Below are 16,484 nucleotides of genomic sequence, written 5' to 3' on the forward strand. Positions count from 1 at the left end.
GGCGCAACGTTATTCGTCGCGGCAAGCGCCACGCGCTTGCAAGATTGGCATTGCGATTAGGCGCAAGTCCGCGATTTGTCAACAGAAACGGGCGGGATTGGCGTGATTGTGAACTTGTAACCTTAATCGCTATGCCTAATCGGGCCGCTTGTCTGTGTGCCGGCTCAGTAACGGAACTGTTCGGCCAGGATGCGCTCGTTCCAGGAATGATTGGGATCGAACAGCAAGGTCGCCGTTGCTGTCGGCGACTCGCGAACCGTTACCGAGGTCACCGCCTTGACCTCCGTATGGTCGGCGGCGGCGTTCACCGGCCGCTTTTCCGGCTCCAGAATGTCGAAGCGTACGGTCGCCTTGTTGGAGAGCAATGCGCCACGCCAGCGGCGCGGGCGAAACGGGCTGACCGGCGTGAGCGCCAGCAGTGGGGCATCGAGCGGCAGGATCGGCCCGTGCGCGGAAAGATTGTAGGCGGTCGATCCGGCCGGCGTCGCGATCATCACGCCATCGCAGTTCAGCTCTTCGAGCCGTATCTGCTCATCGATGGTGATGCAAATCTTGGCCGTCTGGTAGGACTGGCGCCAAAGCGCCACCTCGTTGATCGCCAGTGCGGAAACCGTTTCACCCTCCGAGGTGACGGCTTGCATCTCCAGCGGGCGGATCGTCTCGGCGACGGCGGCCGCGATGCGTTCGGTGAGGCCGCCGGAACGATACTCGTTCATCAGGAATCCGATGGTGCCACGGTTCATGCCGTAGACTTTCTTCCCCGTCCCCATTGTGTCGCGCAGCGTCTGCAGCAGGAAGCCGTCGCCGCCCAGAGCCACGACAACCCCGGCATCCGCGACCGGACATTGGCCATAGCGCGCCGACAGGCTCTCCAGCGCCGCCTTGGCGTCTGCTGTGTCGGACGAGACGAAGGCGATGCTGTTGGCGGCTATGCTCATGGCTCCCCGATCGCGACCGATTGGCGGCGGCGGGTCTGGCCGCGCCAGCGCCGGGGTAGCATGGTGCGGGCGGGTCTGCAAAGGGAGCCGTTGTGCCAGCCGGCAAGGCCATGCCGCCACGGCATCGCCCGGACCGGCAGGTCGCGCTTCATGTCATGGCTTGAGCGAATGTGATGGTTAAGAGGAGGCTTAAGCTCTCGTAAAGCCCGATCGATCATGTTAGCCGGCATGGGTGGCGTGGGGCGCCCGCAGCATCGCTGTATCCTTCGGGAGACCAAGAGGACGCTGTGGCACTTTGTTTTGTGCGCAAGATCTCCTGGACGATTCCGGTCTTCGGGGGGCACGCACCAGCCAGACGAGGCCGACATATTGCCGGTAACACGCCTGATCATCGTCTTTGTCATGCTGGGTAGCTTCGCGCTGATCTTCGCCGAGCTTGTGCGCCAGTCCGAAGAATTGAGCATCAGGCCACAGCCCACGGCGTCGCGTTGCGGCGATGCCGCGGGAATGCCTTGCCCGCAAAAGGCACTGTAGCCCGCGAAAATACGCTTCCCCCTCCGCACCATATATCCCGGCGATGGTTTCATCTTCGGACAGCCGGCCACCGGTTGGCGCGGAACAAGTTTGATCGTTGCAATTGCGGCATCGATGAAAGCACTGCTAGAAGTCCTTCGGATCTGGATAGGACATGGTTCCCATACTCTCTGGGAAACAGGCCTACCCGGGGCGTTGAACGGAGAGTTTCTGGAGGGGGGTGCGTATGTCGCGCAGCGTGTTGGTTTCTGGTGGCTGTGGCTTCATTGGCTCCCATCTTGTCGATCGCCTGCTGCGGCGCGATGATCTGGAAACGCTTGTCGTCGTCGACAATCTGTGGACCGGGTTGCGCGACAACATTGCCCATGTCGCGGATCCGCGGTTCAGCCTGAAGATTGCCGATGCCGAAAGCTTCACGGCCAGCCGGCATTTCGATGAGATCATACATCTGGCGTCACCCGCTTCACCCGTCTGGTACATGCGCGAGCCGGTGCGCACGATCAGGGCCAACATAGGCGGTGCGCTCAATCTTCTGTCGCTGCTCAAGCCCGGCGGGCGTTTCTGCTTCGCCTCGACCTCGGAAGTCTATGGCGATCCCCTGGTGTCGCCGCAACCGGAGAGCTACCGGGGATCGGTGGACTGCACCGGGCCAAGGGCTTCCTATGATGAGAGCAAGCGCTGCACCGAGGCGCTGCTGTTTGAACAGCAACGCGTCAGCGGGCTCGATGTCCGCGTCGTCAGGCTGTTCAACACCTATGGGCCGCGAACGCGCATCGATGACGGCCGCGCCGTTTCGAATTTTGTCAGCCAGGCCCTGACCACGGGACTACTGACCGTCTATGGCGACGGCTCCCAATCGCGCAGCTGGGGCTACGTCGACGATATCGTCGATGGCTTAGAGCGGTTCTTTTGGCGTGACAGCATCTCGCACCGAGGCCCCTTGAACATCGGCAACAATCGCGAGGTCTCGGTTCTCGAGACAGCAAAATTCGTCAGTTCGCTCGTTCCGGGCAGCCGCATCGAACACCATGCGCCTGTCCCGCAGGATCCGACCAACCGGTGCCCGGACTTGACCCTGGCAAGACAGGTTCTTCCCGGATGGGAGGCAAAGACCAGCTACCAGGAAGGGATCCGGCGCACCTTCGAGTGGTTCCGCCGACAGATTGCGACTGACGGCAGATCGGTGGCGTCAGCCTGAGCGCCTGATTTTTTACGGATTCAGGCCCGACCCTTCACAGCGACCGTGAGACTGAATCGAGCTTGCCGGTAAAGTAGGGTTCAAGCACGGTTTCGAAGGCCTTCAAGGCCGCGCCGATCGCCTGGTGCATGTCGAGATACCGGTAGGTGCCCAACCGTCCGCCAAGATGCAGGTTTTTCTCGGCAGCCGCCCGTTCGAGATAGCGACGGTAAACCGCCTGATCCCGGCGTGTGTCGATCGGATAGTAGGGCTCGTCGGCGCGGCCGGCAAAACGGGAATACTCGCGGCCGATGAGTGTCTTGTCGCTCTTGTGCTGACGTTCCGGATTGAAATGCCGGAATTCGACCACGCGGGTGTAGGGCACGGCTTCGTCGGCATAATTCATGATCGCCGTACCCTGATGATCCGGCGTGTCCATGACCTCCAGATCGATGTCGATGGTCCGCCAGCCGAGCTCGCCCTCGGAGTAGTCGAAATAACGGTCGATCGGACCGGTGTAGACGACTGGCAGGTCTTTCGGCAGCAAGGGTTTGATATCGAAAAAATCGACGCCAAGCCGTGTTTCGATGAGCTCGTGCGCGAGCATTTTTTTGAAGATCGCCGTATAGCCGTCCACCGGTTGGCCCTGGAAACGGTCGTTGAAGTAGCCATCCTCGAACGTGTAGCGGACCGGCAGACGGGCGATGATCTGCGCCGGCAGTTCGCGCGGATCCGTCTGCCATTGCTTGGCGGTGTAGCCCTTGATGAAAGCCTCGTAGAGCGGACGGCCGACGAGGGAGATCGCCTTTTCCTCGAGATTGGCCGGCGGGCGATCGCCTAGCTCCGCCGCCTGTCCGGTGATCATGCCGCGAGCCTCGTCCGGGCTCAGCCGCTTGCCGAAGAACTGGCAGATCGTGGCAAGGTTGATCGGGAGCGGATAGACCTTGTCGCGATAGGTCGAAAACGCACGATGACGATAGGCCGTGAAGCCGGTGAAGGCGCGCAGGTAGTTCCAGACCTCTTCGTTGGAGGTGTGGAACAAATGCGGCCCGTAGCGGTGGATTTCGACACCGGTGGCGGGATCCTGTTCGGTGTAGGCATTGCCGCCGATGTGCCGGCGCCGGTCGATCACCAGCACGCGCCGGCCGAGTTGCGTGGCGATGCGCTCGGCGAGCGTCGCGCCATAAAAGCCCGCGCCGACAATGAGAATGTCGGCTTCGCTGAGCAGGTTCTTGTCCATTCGCGGATCTGCCGACTTATGGCTAGAGTTTGATCTGAGACAGTTCGACCGGCTTGGAATACTGCCTGCGCAGCAGGTGCCAAAGTCGCCTTTTCCACTTGTGCACCTGACGAAAGGCACTTCGGCCCAGAACATAGTCAGCCACCATGCGCAAGCCGATAATCGGCCGCGATCGCCAACGCCTGCCTTTGAGGTCAACGGCCTCGTAAGACAGGGGAAAGAACTCGCCAAATCCATATCGCAACCCCAGTTGGCGGAGTTCCGACTCCGCCGTGTGGCCGGACCCGAGCATCGTGGTAGCCAAGTGAACTCCCACTGGCCGCGTGTGGCGGACAGGTAGGGCGTCGAATACGGCTGATCTTCCAAGGTTTCGTATGGCAAGCCGGGTCCACAAGGAGTCGAGACCGAAACCGCCCATGGAGTGTTCGAAAAGCGGTAGCATCTTGGCCACGATGTCGGTCCTTATGCAGGGAGCCATGACCTCGATCTTGTCGACCAGGCGAAATTCGAAACTCTTGCAGCGAAGAAACGGCAGGTGGGTGTAGTAGCTATCCAGCGTCAGTGCCGGCTGGCCGACGTGCAGGTCGAACCGGCGCATAACGACGAACAAAGCTTCGATGGTCGCCCGGTCGGCCTCGATATCGTCGTCCGGGAACCAGATATATCGGTAGTGATCTAGCAGTTCGGGCCGCTCTGAGAACAGAGCGTGTATGCCGTCCCATTTTCCGCCCTTGTAATCGACACGGTTTTCACAGGGCAGACGGAAAGCTGACGGATCGCTGCCGTAGTAGCTGACGATCAAATCGAATTCACATCGGGGATCGTCCGCCCCCATCCGCGATGGAGAGAGTTGTCATCGGCCCTGACGACGACGAGATTGCGGCAGGCAGCGTTCGTCATGGCCCCGCTGTCGGCATTTATGCCTTGGTCCCATACTGTCATGGCGAGCCCTTACACCAAAGCCGGATGAATGCGAAGAGCCACGAATGGGAGGGATTTTTTCGTCTGGTGTTATGCAGAGGGACGTCTTGCGCCGTGCTTCTCGGCTCGGCGAAGCGTCGAACCGCTCTATCCCTTCGCCGGACGAAAACCGCTTCACACTTTTCCTGGACTTGCTTAGGCTTGTCATGGGCCGCTGGCCGACCAAAACACGCGCCCATTGCTGGCAGGATCTCATGAAGCTGATTGTTGTGACCCCGGCAGGCCGCGAGAAGTACCTGCGCCTGCTCAGCCACCATGTTCTGAAAAGTCCTGAGGTGCACGAATGGCATCTGTGGGACAATTGCCGCAACGAAGCCGATCGGGCCTATCTCCAGCGATTGGCGGCCAGCGATCCGCGCTGCAAGATAAAGACGCTTCCGAGCGCCGACGGCAGCATCGATGTCATCGGCAGATTCTTTCGCTTCTGTGACGACGCCGACGCACTCTATCTGCGCCTCGACGATGATGTGGTCTTTCTGGAGGAGGGCTTCCTTCCCAGATTCAAGGCGCGGGCCTTGGCGGAAAAGGGAGCGGCCCTCTGGTATGCGCCGCTCATCATCAACAACGCGGTCTGCAACAGCTTGATCAAGAATCTTTCCAGGGTTCTGATCGAAGGACCGCTCACCTGCCAGGCGATGTGTCCCTATTCCTGGGCTCATGCAAGCTTTCCAGAGGCGCTTCATCCGGTCTTCATCGAGGCTGTCCGGACGAACCGGCTGGGTGATTTCCGTGTGCCCGACCGGGAAGTCAGGCTAGGGCGCTTCTCGATCAACGCGATCGGCTTTTTCGGGTCGGATGTCCTGGAGATCGGCGAGCTTTTCTTCCCGCCGGGAAATGACGAGGAGGAATGGCTGTCAGTGACCTTGCCGACGAAGCTCGATCGGCCGGGAAAGGTTTTCGGCGATCTGGTCGCCGCGCATTTCAGCTTCTTCACGCAGGAGCAGCGTCTCCTGCAGACCAGCATCCTTGACGACTATTATGCGCTCGCCGGCCTGCCGGCTCCGCTTTACGAGAAGCCGGTTGTCCGAACGAGATTGAAGGATCGTTTGAGGCCGTGGCGCAAGCCAAGGAATCGCGGTCCGGACTATCGGATTTCGCTTCCCGCCAGCAGGGATGGCTGAAGTCCCGCGCGGCCTTCGTCCGCTGCTCACTGTGTAGGCCGTGCCGGGGGACCGACAGCGGCGCGCCAATGCCGGTGAATAGATATTGACTGTATAGTTAGTTATAATCTAGCTTCTGGCGAACGACCAAGTTGGCCAGCTGGCATCCGCAGTGAATGGCCGCGAAGAGGGGAATTTTGACAGCCAGTCGGCTCGCCCTGGGCCGAAAGGCATCGTCAGGTTTGTTCATCAGCAGGAGACGGACCGAGGCGGCGACGCGGCCGGTCCCAACAATGGGAGCACTAGCATGAACTGGAAACTGACCGCGGCGGCCCTTGGGCTGTCGCTGCTTGCCGTGACAGGCGCGGCCCGCGCCGATGGCGAACTCAACATCTACAACTGGGGCAACTACACCAGCCCGGACCTTATCAAGAAATTCGAGGAGACCTACAAGATCAAGGTCACCGTAACGGACTACGATTCCAACGACACCGCCTTGGCCAAGGTCCGCCAGGGCGCGTCCGGCTATGACATCGTGGTGCCGTCAGCCAGTGTCGTGCCGATCTGGATCAGCGAAGGTCTGCTCTTGGAGACCGATCCGAACAAGATGGAGAACTTCAAGAATGTCGATCCGCGATGGGTCGATGTTCCCTTCGATCCGGGCCGCAAATACACAGTCCCATGGCAGTGGGGCACGACAGGCATTTCGGTGAACAAGTCGGTCTATGCTGGCGACCCGAACACGTCAGCGATCTTCCTCGACCCGCCGCCTGAGCTCGTCGGCAAGATCAATGTCGTGCCCGAAATGGGTGACATCATGTTCCTCGCCATCGCCTACGAAGGCGGCAAATACTGCACCGACGACATGCAGGTGCTGAAGAAGGTGCATGACAAGCTGGTCGAGGCAAAGGCGAAGTGGCTTTCGCTGGACTATGCGGCTGTCGACGGCCTGGGCAGGGGCGACATTGCCGCCGGCGTCAACTGGAACGGCATATCGCTGCGCGAGCGGCTCGAGAATGCCAAGATCGTCTACGGCTATCCCAAGGAAGGTTTCCCGATCTGGATGGACAATGTTGCCGTCCTCAAGGACGCCAAGAATGTCGAGAACGCCAAGCTCTTCCAGAACTTCATCATGGACCCGAAGAATGCGGCGATGATTTCGGCTTTCGCCCGCTATGCCAACGGCATCAAGGATTCCGAGGCTTTCATGCCGGATGACATGAAGACGGCGCCTGAAGTGGCAATTCCGGCTGAATTCGCCGCCAAGGGCCAGTTCATGCCGGCCTGTCCACCGGATGTGCAGGCGCTCTACACGAAGATCTGGACCGACCTCCAGAAATAGCGCCGCCAACACCAACGAACAGCCACCGGACCGCGATGCGCGGTCCGGCAACCCCTTCATGCCAAGTGCGATCTCACGATCGCGGGAGACTTCCAATGTCCGATCTCGACCTTTGCTACATGCCGGCCAATGAGGCGCTGCGGCTGTTCAAGGCGAAGAAACTGTCGCCCGTCGAATTGATGCGGGCCACCATCAGCCGTGCCGAAGCCACCAGATCAGCGATCAACTGCCACACCTTCACGCATTTCGAGGAAGCGATGGGGCTGGCCGCCAAGGCCGAGGCGAAATATGCAAAGGGCGCCAGGACCGGCGCGCTCGAAGGCCTGCCGATCGGTATCAAGGACGAGAGCTACATCAAGGGCAAGCCGACCTCGCACGGCTCGCTGTTGTCGAAGGATGCCATTGGTGGCCACACCTCGACCATGAACGAACGCATCATAAAGGCTGGCGGCATCGTCCATGCCCGCACCGCGACGCCTGAATTCAGCTGCGCCGGCTATACTTGGTCGAAGCGGTGGGGTGTCACCCGCAATCCATGGAATCGCGACTTCACGCCAGGCGGCTCGTCAGGCGGTTCGGCGGCAACGCTCGCTTCCGGCACATCGTCGATCGCCACCGGCTCTGACATCGCGGGGTCCATCCGCATTCCCGCCTCGGCCTGCGGTCTTGTCGGATTCAAACCGCCTTACGGCCGCAATCCGGACGAGCCGCCCTTCAACCTCGATTTCTATTGCCACACCGGGCCGCTGGCGCGAAACGTCAGGGATGCGATCCTGCTGCAGAATGTCATGGCCGGACCGAGCCCCCTCGACATCGCCACGCTGCGTCCCAAACTGCGCCTGCCGATCGACTACAAGCCGATCAAGGGCTGGAAGATCGCTTTTTCGATGGATCTCGGTTCCTTTGAAGTCCATCCCGACGTGCGGAAGAACACGCTTGCCGCCTGCGATGTGTTCCGCTCGCTGGGCGCCACGGTCGAGGAGGTCGACCTTGGCTGGGGCGATGAAGTGCTCAAGGCCGGCATGGCTTATCTCGAGCACCTGTTCGGCGCTTCCCTGTCGCAACTGCTCAAGAAGCACGGCAAGGACATGACCAGCTATGCCAGGCAGTTCGCCGAGGACGGGCAGAAATCCAAGGCCACGGAGTTTGTCGCGACCCTCGATGTGGCGGCACGGATGTACCAGACGCTTGGCCCGTTGCTCGAGACCTACGACGTGCTGATCTGCCCGACGAACGCGCTTCCCGCGGTGCCGGCGGAGTTCGACCAGACCAGGGACAAGGTCGAGATCAACGGCAAAGAGGTGAACCCCTCGCTGGGATGGGTGATGACGACGCCGTTCAACATGCTGAGCCGCTGCCCGGTTCTGACCATACCATCGGGCCGCGCCGCCAATGGCGTGCCGACTGGCATGCAGATCGTCGGCCGCACCTATAGCGACGCCGATGTCTTCCGGGCAGGGTTGGCCTATGAAACGGCTCAGGGCCAATGGTATGGAAACGCGCAGACGCGTCCGGCGCTTTGAGCGATTTCCGGGATGAGCCGGCGTACCATATGCCGGAGTAACTTATGCGGCGGGATAGTTCCGCCGCGGGTCCGAAAGGCCTGACGAAAATGGCGCAACGCAAGGCAACCGCAAAGCCGGAAAAACGCAAGGCTATGGCAACGGAGGGCGCGGCAAACGATGCGGCCCCGCCTAGGGACCGTCGGCGCGAGCGTGGCGAAGCGAGTGTGCAGCGCATTATCGACGCCACCATCGAGCTCATCGCGGAGGAGGGCCTGGCGAGCGTCACCATGCAGCGCATCGCCGAGCATGTCGGCTCGTCCAACGCGCTGGTCGTCTTTCATTTCCGCAGCAAGGAGAATCTGTTCCGGGCGGTGCTGCAGTATCTCAGCGATCAGTATGACGCGCTCTGGGTTACGCTGGTGCGGGCACCCGGCCTGTCGCCGGTTGAACGGTTATTGGGCGCGGTCGATTGCGCGCAACGCTTCGCCCGGCAGCATCCGAAATGGGTTTCTGTCTTCGTCGTGTTCTCCAGCGACCGTAAAAGCATGCAGATTTACAATGAAATCGGCCTGCCGAGCGACCTGGCCTACACCGCCGAAGCGCGCGAACTGCTGGTCGAGATCTCGCGCAGCGGCGGCTACGCCGGCGTCGACATACAAACCTTGTCCGAGAGCCTGAATTATCTGGTTCACGGCGCATGGTATTGGGATCATCTGAACCCCTCCAGCCGTGACACCGATGTGCTGCGCAAGACCATGCTGCTCTTGCTGCATCAAGCATTTCCACGGCATTTCGAATTGATGCGTTGATCTGATCTAGGGGGTCTGCCGCAGATGGCAGCCGGCCTGCCGCTTCCGCTCCAGGTATTCGTCCATAAGCTGGCGGTAGCGCACCTTGCCGAAGCTCGGAAAATGGCCGCCATGCACGACCGAGACATCAAGGTCGCGCATGGCGAGCAGTGTCGCCACATAGTCCGGGACATCCGAGTGGTAGGCGTCGTCGATCAGCGGGCCATCATAGATGATGTCGCCGGACAGCAGGATGCCGGTCTTTCGCTCGTAGAGCGCGATGCCGCCGGGTGAATGACCGGGCGTGTGGATCACCTCGAAGGCGCGGTCGCCGAGATCGACGACGTCGCCATGTTCGAGCAGGCGGTCGGCCGGGGCGGGCAGGATCCGGTAGCCAGACGACTCCCAACCCTGCGGCAATCGATCGAACATATCGTCAGTCGCATAGCGGTCAGCCACTGTCCATTCATTGCGCGGATCGGCGAGGATCTCCGCCTCCGCGCGGTGCACGCAGCGGTCGGGAAATTCGTGATGGCAGCCGATATGGTCGAAATGCGTGTGACTGGCGACGCAGGTCAGTTTGCGCTCACTCACCAAGGGCACATGTGTGCGCAGGCTGAAATGGCCAAGACCGGTGTCGAACAGCAGGTCACGGTCGCGGCCGCGCACATGCCAGATGTTGCAGCGGAAGAACGGCTTGATCCATGGCTCGTGGATCAGCGTGACGCCGTCTGCCATCCGGATGGTCTCGTACCAATCAGCGGCGTCGATGGCCGGAAAACTTCCCATTTCAGTCCGCCAAAACGATGATCTGGTCGGTATCGCACGAAACGGCAACCGTGTCGCCGGGCTGGACAGTAACTGACGCTTGCAGCTTGGCGATAAACTGCTGCGAGGGATATTCGGCGGAAATGGCAAGGACGCGCTTGAAACTGCCCTGGAAGACCACGTCGCTCACTTTTGCCATGCCGAGACCCGCGGTGCCCGCGGCCCCGCCGAGAACGAGATGCTCCGGCCGTATGGCCAGCGCAATGGCCGAACCCGCAGGCAAAGTGCTGGGCACCTTAACCGGTCCGACCGGCGTCGCGACGGTGATCGTCCTGTCCTTGGCCTCCGTCACCTTGCCGGCAAGGATCGTGCTTTCACCCATGAAGGTGGCGGAAAAACGCGTCGCCGGCCTGTGATAGACGCGCTCGGGCGGGCCTTCATCCTCGATGCGGCCATCATTCATCACCACGCAGTGGTCGGCCAGCGCCATTGCCTCCTCCTGGTCGTGGGTGACATGGATGAAGGCCGTACCGACGCGCTTCTGGATCGCTTTCAGCTCGTCCTGCATCTGCCGGCGCAGTTTGAGGTCGAGCGCACCGAGCGGCTCGTCGAGCAACAGAACCGCCGGCTCGATCACCAGAGCACGCGCCAGCGCCACGCGCTGCCGCTGGCCGCCGGAAAGCTGGTGCGGTTTCTTGTCGAAAGCGGAGCCCAGCCCGACCAGCGCCAGCGCCTCGCGCGCCCGGGCGGCCCGTGTCGTCCCGTCGACACCTTGCATGCGCAGTCCAAACCCGACATTGCCGCCGACGCTCATATGCGGAAACAGCGCGTAATCCTGGAACACGGTCGTCGTCGGGCGCCTGGCCGGGGGCGTCGCGGTGCAGTCCTCGCCGCGGATGAACACCTTGCCTTCGCTGGGCGTGACGAAGCCGCCCAGGATAGAAAGCAGCGTCGTCTTGCCGGAGCCCGACGGCCCGAGCAGGATCGTGTAGCTGCCGGGCTCGATCCGCAGCGAGATGTCTTTCAGTACCGCCAGTTGCCCGAAACTGTGCGAGACGTTGCGGATGTCGACCAGGGGCGCGCTCATGCCGGCTTTCTCCGCAACAGGGTCAGTTCGAACAGCACGACCAGCACGATGGAAACGGCGAAGACCAGCGAACCGACGGCATTGGTTTTCGGGTTGAGGCCGGAGCGCAGCAGGTTCCAGATTTCCACCGGCAGCGTGGTGTCGAAGCGCGTCAGCAGGAAGGAGATCACGAACTCATCCCAGGAGAAGGTCATCGAGAGGAAGAAGCCGGCGAAGATGGCCGGCGCCATCACCGGCACGGTGATAAGGAGCAATACCTTCCATTCCGGCGCGCCGAGGTCGCGCGCGGCGCGCTCGATGTTGATCTGGTGGTCGCCCATCTGGCTGTAGATGATGGCAAAGCACAGCGGCAGGTTGATCACGACATGGCCGATGCCGGCCGCCAGCAGCGATTTCGGCACGCCGGCCCAGTTGAACAGCACCAAGAGCCCCATGCCGATGATGAGGTAGCTGACCGTCAGCGGCAGCGTGACCAGGCCGCGCAGCAGGCCCGAGCCCGGCAGCACGAAGCGGGCGAAACCCCAGGCCGAGAGGAAGCCAAGCGTGACGGCGGTGGCCGAGGAAAGCACCGCAACCATCAGCGAATTGACCAGCGCCGAAGTCAGCCGCGCGTCGGAGAGCACCGCGTCATACCAGCGTAGCGACGGGCCGGTGAAGGGGGGAATGGGGAAGGAGGTCGACTGCAGCGAGAACAGCACCAGCACGACAACCGGCAGGAAGATGAAGCCGTAGACGGCAAGCGCATAGACCCAGGAAGCGATGCGGACAAACTGGCGCATGGTCACGTCCGCTCGATCTTCAGCCAGCGCGCGCAGGCAAGATAGGCGATGGTCACCACCGCCATCAGGATGATCGACAGCGCCGAGGCCAGCGGAAAATCGCCGCGCCGGCCGATCTGCATCATCACCAGTTGGGGCATCAAGAGCTCGTTGTTGCCGCCGAGGATCTGCGGCGTGATGTAGTCGCCGATGCACAGCACGAAGGTGAGGAAGGCGCCGACCATGATGCCGGGCAGGGTCAACGGCAGGATGACATGCAGGAAGGTCCGCACCGGGCCGGCGCCGAGATCGGCGGCCGCCTTGCGGTAGCTCGGGCTGAGTTGCTTGAGGTTGGCGAAGATGGTCAGCGTCAACAGCATGACGAAGAAATGCACGAAGCCGGTGACGGTGGCCAGGCGCGTATTGGCCAGTTGCAGCGGCTCGGTGATGAGGCCTGAACCGGTCAGCACGCGGTTGATGACACCGTTCTGCGCCAGCACCAGCAGCCAGGAATAGGAGCGCACGACATAGGAGGTCCAGAACGGCAGCACGGCCAGCATCAGCGCCAGCCTCTGCCAGCGTTCCGGCACCTGTTCGGCGAGGATCCAGGCGAAGGGATAGGCGAGCAGCACCGAGATCACGGTGACGATCGCCGTCACCTGCAGCGAGTTGACCATCGCCTGCCAGTAGGACGGGTTGGTGAAGAATTGGCTGTAGTTGGAAAGCGTGAAGCCGCCCCCCTCATGCGCCGTTAGGCTGGAAAACCCCATGGCGATGAACGGCAGCACGAAGAACAGCAGCGTCCAGCCAAGCGCCGGCGTGACCAGCGCCCAAGGCAAGGCACGGCCCGCCCGTGGCAGGGCACGCCCGTTGTTTCCAGCGGAGCTCATCAGCGGCAGGTGCTCACTTCGCCTGCAGCATTTCGGTCCACATGTCCTGCATCTTCTTGTCGAGCTCGGCATTCGGCGCCGGGTAGGACTGGGCGCGGGCAAGGAAACCCGGCTGCTCGTCGAAACGCAGGATCTTCTTCTGGTCTTCGGTCAGCGCTGCCTTGGTGTTCGACGGCATGCCCCAATAGCAGGAGGAAGTGGCAAGCCGCGCCTGGCCTTCCGGGCTCAGTATGTACTGGATGAACTTCAGCGCCATGTCCTTGTTCTTGGAATCCTTGAACATGGCCAGCGACTGCGACCACAGCACCGCGCCCTCTTTCGGGATCGAAAAATCCAGCGCCGGGTTTTCCTTCGCCAGCCCCGCGGTCACCCATTCGCCGCCACCGACCAGAATATCGACTTCGCCGGTGGCGAGTGCCGTCTGGCTGGCGGTCACTTCGCCGACCAGCTTGGCATTGGCCTTCATCTTGAGAAGCTCTTCCTTGAGGGCGGGCAGGTCGGCTTCGGTCAGATCGGCCGTCTTCTTGCCGATGGCGAGCGCCGCCATGCCGATGACCGGCAGGTAATAATCGTAGATGGCGACCTTGCCCTCGTATTTGTCTGATGTCAGCGATGCCAGGGACTGCATGTCGGCCGGATCGACCTTGGTCTTGTTGAAGCCGATCGTGTTGTAGCCGAACTTTTCGGTGATGGCGTAACGCTTGCCGCCCACCACGGTGGAGCCGTCCATCTTCACTTGCGGGAAGAGGTCGGCGAAGGGCAGTTTGTCCTCCGGCAGCGGCTCGAACAGGCCCTTTTCGACGCCGCGCGGCACGTCGATGCTGTCGATCACCATCACATCCCAGTCGCCTGGCTGCGACTGCTCGACGATCGCGAGACCGGCGCCGGTGCCCTCGAATTCCTTGACGTTGACCTTGACGTTGTTGGCCTCCTCGAAGGGCTGCAGCAGTGCCGGATCGGAATGGTCGCACCAGATCAGCGCGTTGAGATCGGCGGCCTCGGCGAGGCTGCCGGCAGCAAGCAGCAGTGCCGTGGCGGCGCATGCCGCGTGCAGGTGGCGCTTCAGGACGGACAGCGGATTCCCGGATGCGGATTTGATTGACATCGAGTGTTCTCCCTTGCCTTTGTGGCTTCTTGCAAAAAATTGAACCAATTCTAAAATTGAGTCAATTCTGTTTTTATGGCAAGAGGCCGATATGAGCGGATTGCGGGCAAGGCAAAAGGCGGACCGGCACAGGCGCATCATCGAGGCGGCGGCGGCGCTTTTTCGCGAGGCCGGCTATGAGGGCGCCAAGATCGAGGCGATCGCCGCCCAGGCCGAGGTTTCGGTCGGCACGATCTACAATTACTATGAGAACAAGGGCGACATCCTCGGCGCCATCGTCTCGCTGGAGGTCAACGAGGTGCTCAATGCCGGGCGCGGCGTCGTCGCCCGGCCCCCGGCTAACGTCGGCGATGCGCTGGACACGCTGATCGGCATCTATATCGAGCATTCGCTACACTATCTGAGCAAGGAGATGTGGCGGCAGGCGATGGCGATCTCGACGCAATTGCCAGACAGCCCGTTCGGCCAGGCCTACACCGCGCTCGACCGCTCGCTCACCGCGCAGATCCGCGCGCTGATCTCCCGGCTGCAGGAGCTAGGCCTGGTGCGCCGGGATATAGACGGGGCAGCTCTCGGCGAACTCATCTTCAACAACATGAACATGATGTTCATCGAATTCGTGAAGCGCGACGAGGCCAGGATACCGGAACTGCGCGCGGCGATACGCCGGCAGAACCGGATATTGGTGGCGGCGATCGGGGTGTGAGGGAGTCAGGAGCAGACAGGAGAAACCCCATTTTGGCATCCGACGTCGTTTAATGCAAGTCCTGCCCTTGAGTTGAAATTGAAATCCGATACAACTTGAGAGGGTGTAAAAAGGGGGAAGTAGATGGGGACGTTTTCCATCTGGCATTGGGCGATCGTGTTGCTGTTGATCGGCGTGCCTGTTTTCTTTGCCGTTCGATCGGCCGTGAAGCCGTCGCAGAACCCTGAGGCTCTTGTGGGCTTCGGCGGTTGGCTGATGCTGCTGGCAATCGGTCAGACATTATCACCGCTGCGCACACTGGCCGACTTCGCCAATTCGGCCGACGGCTACCAGCAGCTCATGACCTTCTCCAATGGGCCGCTGGCGGTATATGGCGAGGTTGCCCTCAACCTGGCATTTCTGGCGCTTCAGCTGGTTGTAATCGTTTCGATGCTGCGGCGAAGCCATCGCTTCCCGCAATTGTTTCTGCTTCAGTGGCTTGCGATCCCTGTCGTCTTTGCCCTGGACACGATCTGGATTGCCTCCATTCTGGGGGTTCCGGTGAGCCAGGTGCTCGCGGGCGATGCGCTGGCGGCACCGATAGCCTCGTTTGTTGGAACAGGCATCTGGGTCGCTTATGTCTACAGGTCCGTCAGGGTGCGGAATACGTTCACCAGGACGAACGTATCTGCCCAGCCAGCGAGTGCTTCATAGGAAGGCGCGCTCGGAAGATCTGGACTGTCGGGGAATCGTCGGTCAGAAATGGTGCCCCCGGCAGGAATCGAACCCGCGACCTTCGGTTTACAAAACCGCTGCTCTACCAGCTGAGCTACAAGGGCATGGCGCCCCGTTAGCATATTCCGTACGCCAGTAAAGACAAAACTCCATTTTCAGTTACCCGCAGCGTGCTGAAATCCACGAAGACGCTTCCTACATAAAGCTGGGTGCAATCGCTTCGGACTGGAGTGTCGCATGATCAGGCTTGTCATCATTCTCCCCATCGTCGTCATCGCCTGGATGCTGCTGGTGAAGCTCATCAGCGACGTGAAGAAGGCCAATGTCGACTGGACCGGCGTGACCACGATCATCGGCTTCATCGCGCTTGCTTTCTGGCTTCGCCACATCACGGGCATGGGGTGAGGGAGTAGTCAGCTTCCCGCTACTCCTCCTGCCTGACCGATAAATCTCCTCGACCTTCGAACCTTTTCCCGCGCCACGCCGACTGAGGTTCGGAGGCGAATGGGTCGCCTCGATCAAGGATCCAGGAGATCATCATGTTCAAGCGCACTCTGACATCGGGCCTCGTCGCCATTTTCGTCGCCACCGGCGTGCTTGCCGGCACCGTCGGGACGTCGTCTGCCCACGGTATGCATAATCATCATCACAACCATCACCACCACAGTCACCACAAGAAGCACTTCAAGAAGCATTGGTGGTGGCACCACAACCATCATCACCACAAGCATGGCAAGGTGATCATTTTCCTTTGATGGAGGGACCCACTTCTCCTCAAAAGGGCGGTTTCGGCCGCCCTTTTTCGTTCGATGCGCCCTTCTTTCGATCGTGGGACGAAGTGGGGGATACCG

Annotated in this window: 18 protein-coding genes and 1 tRNA gene; 10 read left to right on the top strand and 9 right to left on the bottom strand. The window is 61.2% G+C overall.

Annotation, left to right across the window (positions count from 1 at the left end; all coding sequences use genetic code 11):
* Positions 1 to 164: 164 nt before the first annotated feature.
* Complete coding sequence (locus AC1VON_RS19845; protein ID WP_483124610.1) at positions 165 to 938, bottom strand: NAD kinase; 774 nt, start codon at positions 936 to 938, stop codon at positions 165 to 167.
* Between the two features lie 369 nt (positions 939 to 1,307).
* On the opposite strand from AC1VON_RS19845, the gene AC1VON_RS19850 reads away from it, so the two are divergent.
* On the top strand, positions 1,308 to 1,472 hold the full coding sequence (locus AC1VON_RS19850) for a hypothetical protein (protein ID WP_483124611.1): 165 nt from the start codon (positions 1,308 to 1,310) through the stop codon (positions 1,470 to 1,472).
* A gap of 226 nt (positions 1,473 to 1,698) precedes the next feature.
* Entirely contained in the window at positions 1,699 to 2,670 is a 972-nt protein-coding gene (locus AC1VON_RS19855; RefSeq protein WP_483124612.1) for an NAD-dependent epimerase/dehydratase family protein, read from the top strand.
* A 34-nt stretch (positions 2,671 to 2,704) separates the two neighbouring features.
* Here the strand turns inward: AC1VON_RS19855 and glf are convergent, their stop codons facing one another.
* Together glf and AC1VON_RS19865 are read right to left on the bottom strand one after the other, a co-directional pair.
* Positions 2,705 to 3,889: a UDP-galactopyranose mutase gene (glf, locus tag AC1VON_RS19860; RefSeq protein ID WP_483124613.1), complete on the bottom strand. Its 1,185-nt coding sequence runs from the start codon at positions 3,887 to 3,889 to the stop codon at positions 2,705 to 2,707.
* Between the two features lie 22 nt (positions 3,890 to 3,911).
* The gene (locus tag AC1VON_RS19865) at positions 3,912 to 4,691 is read right to left on the bottom strand and encodes a hypothetical protein (RefSeq protein ID WP_483124614.1); all 780 of its coding nucleotides are present in this window, start codon (positions 4,689 to 4,691) and stop codon (positions 3,912 to 3,914) included.
* Positions 4,692 to 5,064: 373 nt separating this feature from the next.
* Here AC1VON_RS19865 and AC1VON_RS19870 point away from each other — a divergent pair, with 373 nt between their 5' ends.
* From AC1VON_RS19870 to AC1VON_RS19885, 4 genes are all read left to right on the top strand, one after another.
* Complete coding sequence (locus AC1VON_RS19870; protein ID WP_172350664.1) at positions 5,065 to 5,991, top strand: hypothetical protein; 927 nt, start codon at positions 5,065 to 5,067, stop codon at positions 5,989 to 5,991.
* Between the two features lie 286 nt (positions 5,992 to 6,277).
* On the top strand, positions 6,278 to 7,312 hold the full coding sequence (locus AC1VON_RS19875; RefSeq protein WP_172350663.1) for an extracellular solute-binding protein: 1,035 nt from the start codon (positions 6,278 to 6,280) through the stop codon (positions 7,310 to 7,312).
* Positions 7,313 to 7,407: 95 nt separating this feature from the next.
* Positions 7,408 to 8,835, top strand: a complete 1,428-nt coding sequence (locus AC1VON_RS19880) for an amidase (RefSeq protein ID WP_483124615.1) — start codon at positions 7,408 to 7,410, stop codon at positions 8,833 to 8,835.
* A gap of 134 nt (positions 8,836 to 8,969) precedes the next feature.
* Positions 8,970 to 9,626, top strand: coding sequence for a TetR/AcrR family transcriptional regulator (locus AC1VON_RS19885; RefSeq protein WP_483126348.1), 657 nt, complete (start codon positions 8,970 to 8,972; stop codon positions 9,624 to 9,626).
* A 6-nt stretch (positions 9,627 to 9,632) separates the two neighbouring features.
* Here AC1VON_RS19885 and AC1VON_RS19890 read toward each other — a convergent pair whose 3' ends face one another.
* From AC1VON_RS19890 to AC1VON_RS19910, 5 genes are read right to left on the bottom strand one after another with little or no spacing between them, the layout of a single operon-like run.
* Positions 9,633 to 10,394 carry an MBL fold metallo-hydrolase gene (locus AC1VON_RS19890; protein WP_483124616.1) on the bottom strand — a complete coding sequence of 254 codons (762 nt, stop codon included), beginning with the start codon at positions 10,392 to 10,394 and terminating at the stop codon, positions 9,633 to 9,635.
* Position 10,395: 1 nt separating this feature from the next.
* Entirely contained in the window at positions 10,396 to 11,460 is a 1,065-nt protein-coding gene (locus tag AC1VON_RS19895; RefSeq protein WP_483124617.1) for an ABC transporter ATP-binding protein, read from the bottom strand.
* Positions 11,457 to 12,239, bottom strand: coding sequence for an ABC transporter permease (locus AC1VON_RS19900; RefSeq protein WP_483124618.1), 783 nt, complete (start codon positions 12,237 to 12,239; stop codon positions 11,457 to 11,459). The genes AC1VON_RS19895 and AC1VON_RS19900 overlap by 4 nt, the downstream gene beginning before the upstream one ends.
* A gap of 2 nt (positions 12,240 to 12,241) precedes the next feature.
* Complete coding sequence (locus AC1VON_RS19905) at positions 12,242 to 13,108, bottom strand: ABC transporter permease (RefSeq protein ID WP_483124619.1); 867 nt, start codon at positions 13,106 to 13,108, stop codon at positions 12,242 to 12,244.
* Positions 13,109 to 13,121: 13 nt separating this feature from the next.
* Positions 13,122 to 14,213: a polyamine ABC transporter substrate-binding protein gene (locus tag AC1VON_RS19910; RefSeq protein ID WP_483124620.1), complete on the bottom strand. Its 1,092-nt coding sequence runs from the start codon at positions 14,211 to 14,213 to the stop codon at positions 13,122 to 13,124.
* A gap of 91 nt (positions 14,214 to 14,304) precedes the next feature.
* On the opposite strand from AC1VON_RS19910, the gene AC1VON_RS19915 reads away from it, so the two are divergent.
* Positions 14,305 to 14,919, top strand: a complete 615-nt coding sequence (locus AC1VON_RS19915; RefSeq protein ID WP_172350655.1) for a TetR/AcrR family transcriptional regulator — start codon at positions 14,305 to 14,307, stop codon at positions 14,917 to 14,919.
* Positions 14,920 to 15,042: 123 nt separating this feature from the next.
* Entirely contained in the window at positions 15,043 to 15,612 is a 570-nt protein-coding gene (locus AC1VON_RS19920) for a DUF2569 domain-containing protein (RefSeq protein ID WP_483124621.1), read from the top strand.
* Between the two features lie 49 nt (positions 15,613 to 15,661).
* Here AC1VON_RS19920 and AC1VON_RS19925 read toward each other — a convergent pair.
* A tRNA-Thr gene (locus tag AC1VON_RS19925) sits at positions 15,662 to 15,737 on the bottom strand.
* A gap of 133 nt (positions 15,738 to 15,870) precedes the next feature.
* Here AC1VON_RS19925 and AC1VON_RS19930 point away from each other — a divergent pair.
* A complete protein-coding gene (locus AC1VON_RS19930) occupies positions 15,871 to 16,038 on the top strand; it encodes a hypothetical protein (protein ID WP_081850636.1) in 168 nt (55 codons plus the stop codon).
* 134 nt (positions 16,039 to 16,172) lie between these two features.
* Positions 16,173 to 16,388, top strand: coding sequence for a hypothetical protein (locus AC1VON_RS19935; protein WP_172350653.1), 216 nt, complete (start codon positions 16,173 to 16,175; stop codon positions 16,386 to 16,388).
* The last annotated feature ends 96 nt before the right edge of the window (positions 16,389 to 16,484 follow it).

It is taken from the genome of Mesorhizobium sp. HAY1-8B (genome assembly GCF_056868045.1).

What these genes read in the sequence shown, in the direction of transcription:
- AC1VON_RS19935 (WP_172350653.1), top strand. Translation starts at nt 16,173, where the DNA reads ATGTTCAAGCGCACTCTGACATCGGGCCTCGTCGCCATTTTCGTCGCC.
- AC1VON_RS19895 (WP_483124617.1), bottom strand. Translation starts at nt 11,460, where the DNA reads ATGAGCGCGCCCCTGGTCGACATCCGCAACGTCTCGCACAGTTTCGGG.
- AC1VON_RS19905 (WP_483124619.1), bottom strand. Translation starts at nt 13,108, where the DNA reads ATGAGCTCCGCTGGAAACAACGGGCGTGCCCTGCCACGGGCGGGCCGT.
- AC1VON_RS19875 (WP_172350663.1), top strand. Translation starts at nt 6,278, where the DNA reads ATGAACTGGAAACTGACCGCGGCGGCCCTTGGGCTGTCGCTGCTTGCC.
- AC1VON_RS19855 (WP_483124612.1), top strand. Translation starts at nt 1,699, where the DNA reads ATGTCGCGCAGCGTGTTGGTTTCTGGTGGCTGTGGCTTCATTGGCTCC.
- AC1VON_RS19920 (WP_483124621.1), top strand. Translation starts at nt 15,043, where the DNA reads ATGGGGACGTTTTCCATCTGGCATTGGGCGATCGTGTTGCTGTTGATC.
- AC1VON_RS19910 (WP_483124620.1), bottom strand. Translation starts at nt 14,213, where the DNA reads ATGTCAATCAAATCCGCATCCGGGAATCCGCTGTCCGTCCTGAAGCGC.
- glf (WP_483124613.1), bottom strand. Translation starts at nt 3,889, where the DNA reads ATGGACAAGAACCTGCTCAGCGAAGCCGACATTCTCATTGTCGGCGCG.
- AC1VON_RS19885 (WP_483126348.1), top strand. Translation starts at nt 8,970, where the DNA reads ATGGCAACGGAGGGCGCGGCAAACGATGCGGCCCCGCCTAGGGACCGT.
- AC1VON_RS19915 (WP_172350655.1), top strand. Translation starts at nt 14,305, where the DNA reads ATGAGCGGATTGCGGGCAAGGCAAAAGGCGGACCGGCACAGGCGCATC.
- AC1VON_RS19870 (WP_172350664.1), top strand. Translation starts at nt 5,065, where the DNA reads ATGAAGCTGATTGTTGTGACCCCGGCAGGCCGCGAGAAGTACCTGCGC.
- AC1VON_RS19930 (WP_081850636.1), top strand. Translation starts at nt 15,871, where the DNA reads ATGATCAGGCTTGTCATCATTCTCCCCATCGTCGTCATCGCCTGGATG.
- AC1VON_RS19890 (WP_483124616.1), bottom strand. Translation starts at nt 10,394, where the DNA reads ATGGGAAGTTTTCCGGCCATCGACGCCGCTGATTGGTACGAGACCATC.
- AC1VON_RS19900 (WP_483124618.1), bottom strand. Translation starts at nt 12,239, where the DNA reads ATGCGCCAGTTTGTCCGCATCGCTTCCTGGGTCTATGCGCTTGCCGTC.
- AC1VON_RS19880 (WP_483124615.1), top strand. Translation starts at nt 7,408, where the DNA reads ATGTCCGATCTCGACCTTTGCTACATGCCGGCCAATGAGGCGCTGCGG.
- AC1VON_RS19845 (WP_483124610.1), bottom strand. Translation starts at nt 938, where the DNA reads ATGAGCATAGCCGCCAACAGCATCGCCTTCGTCTCGTCCGACACAGCA.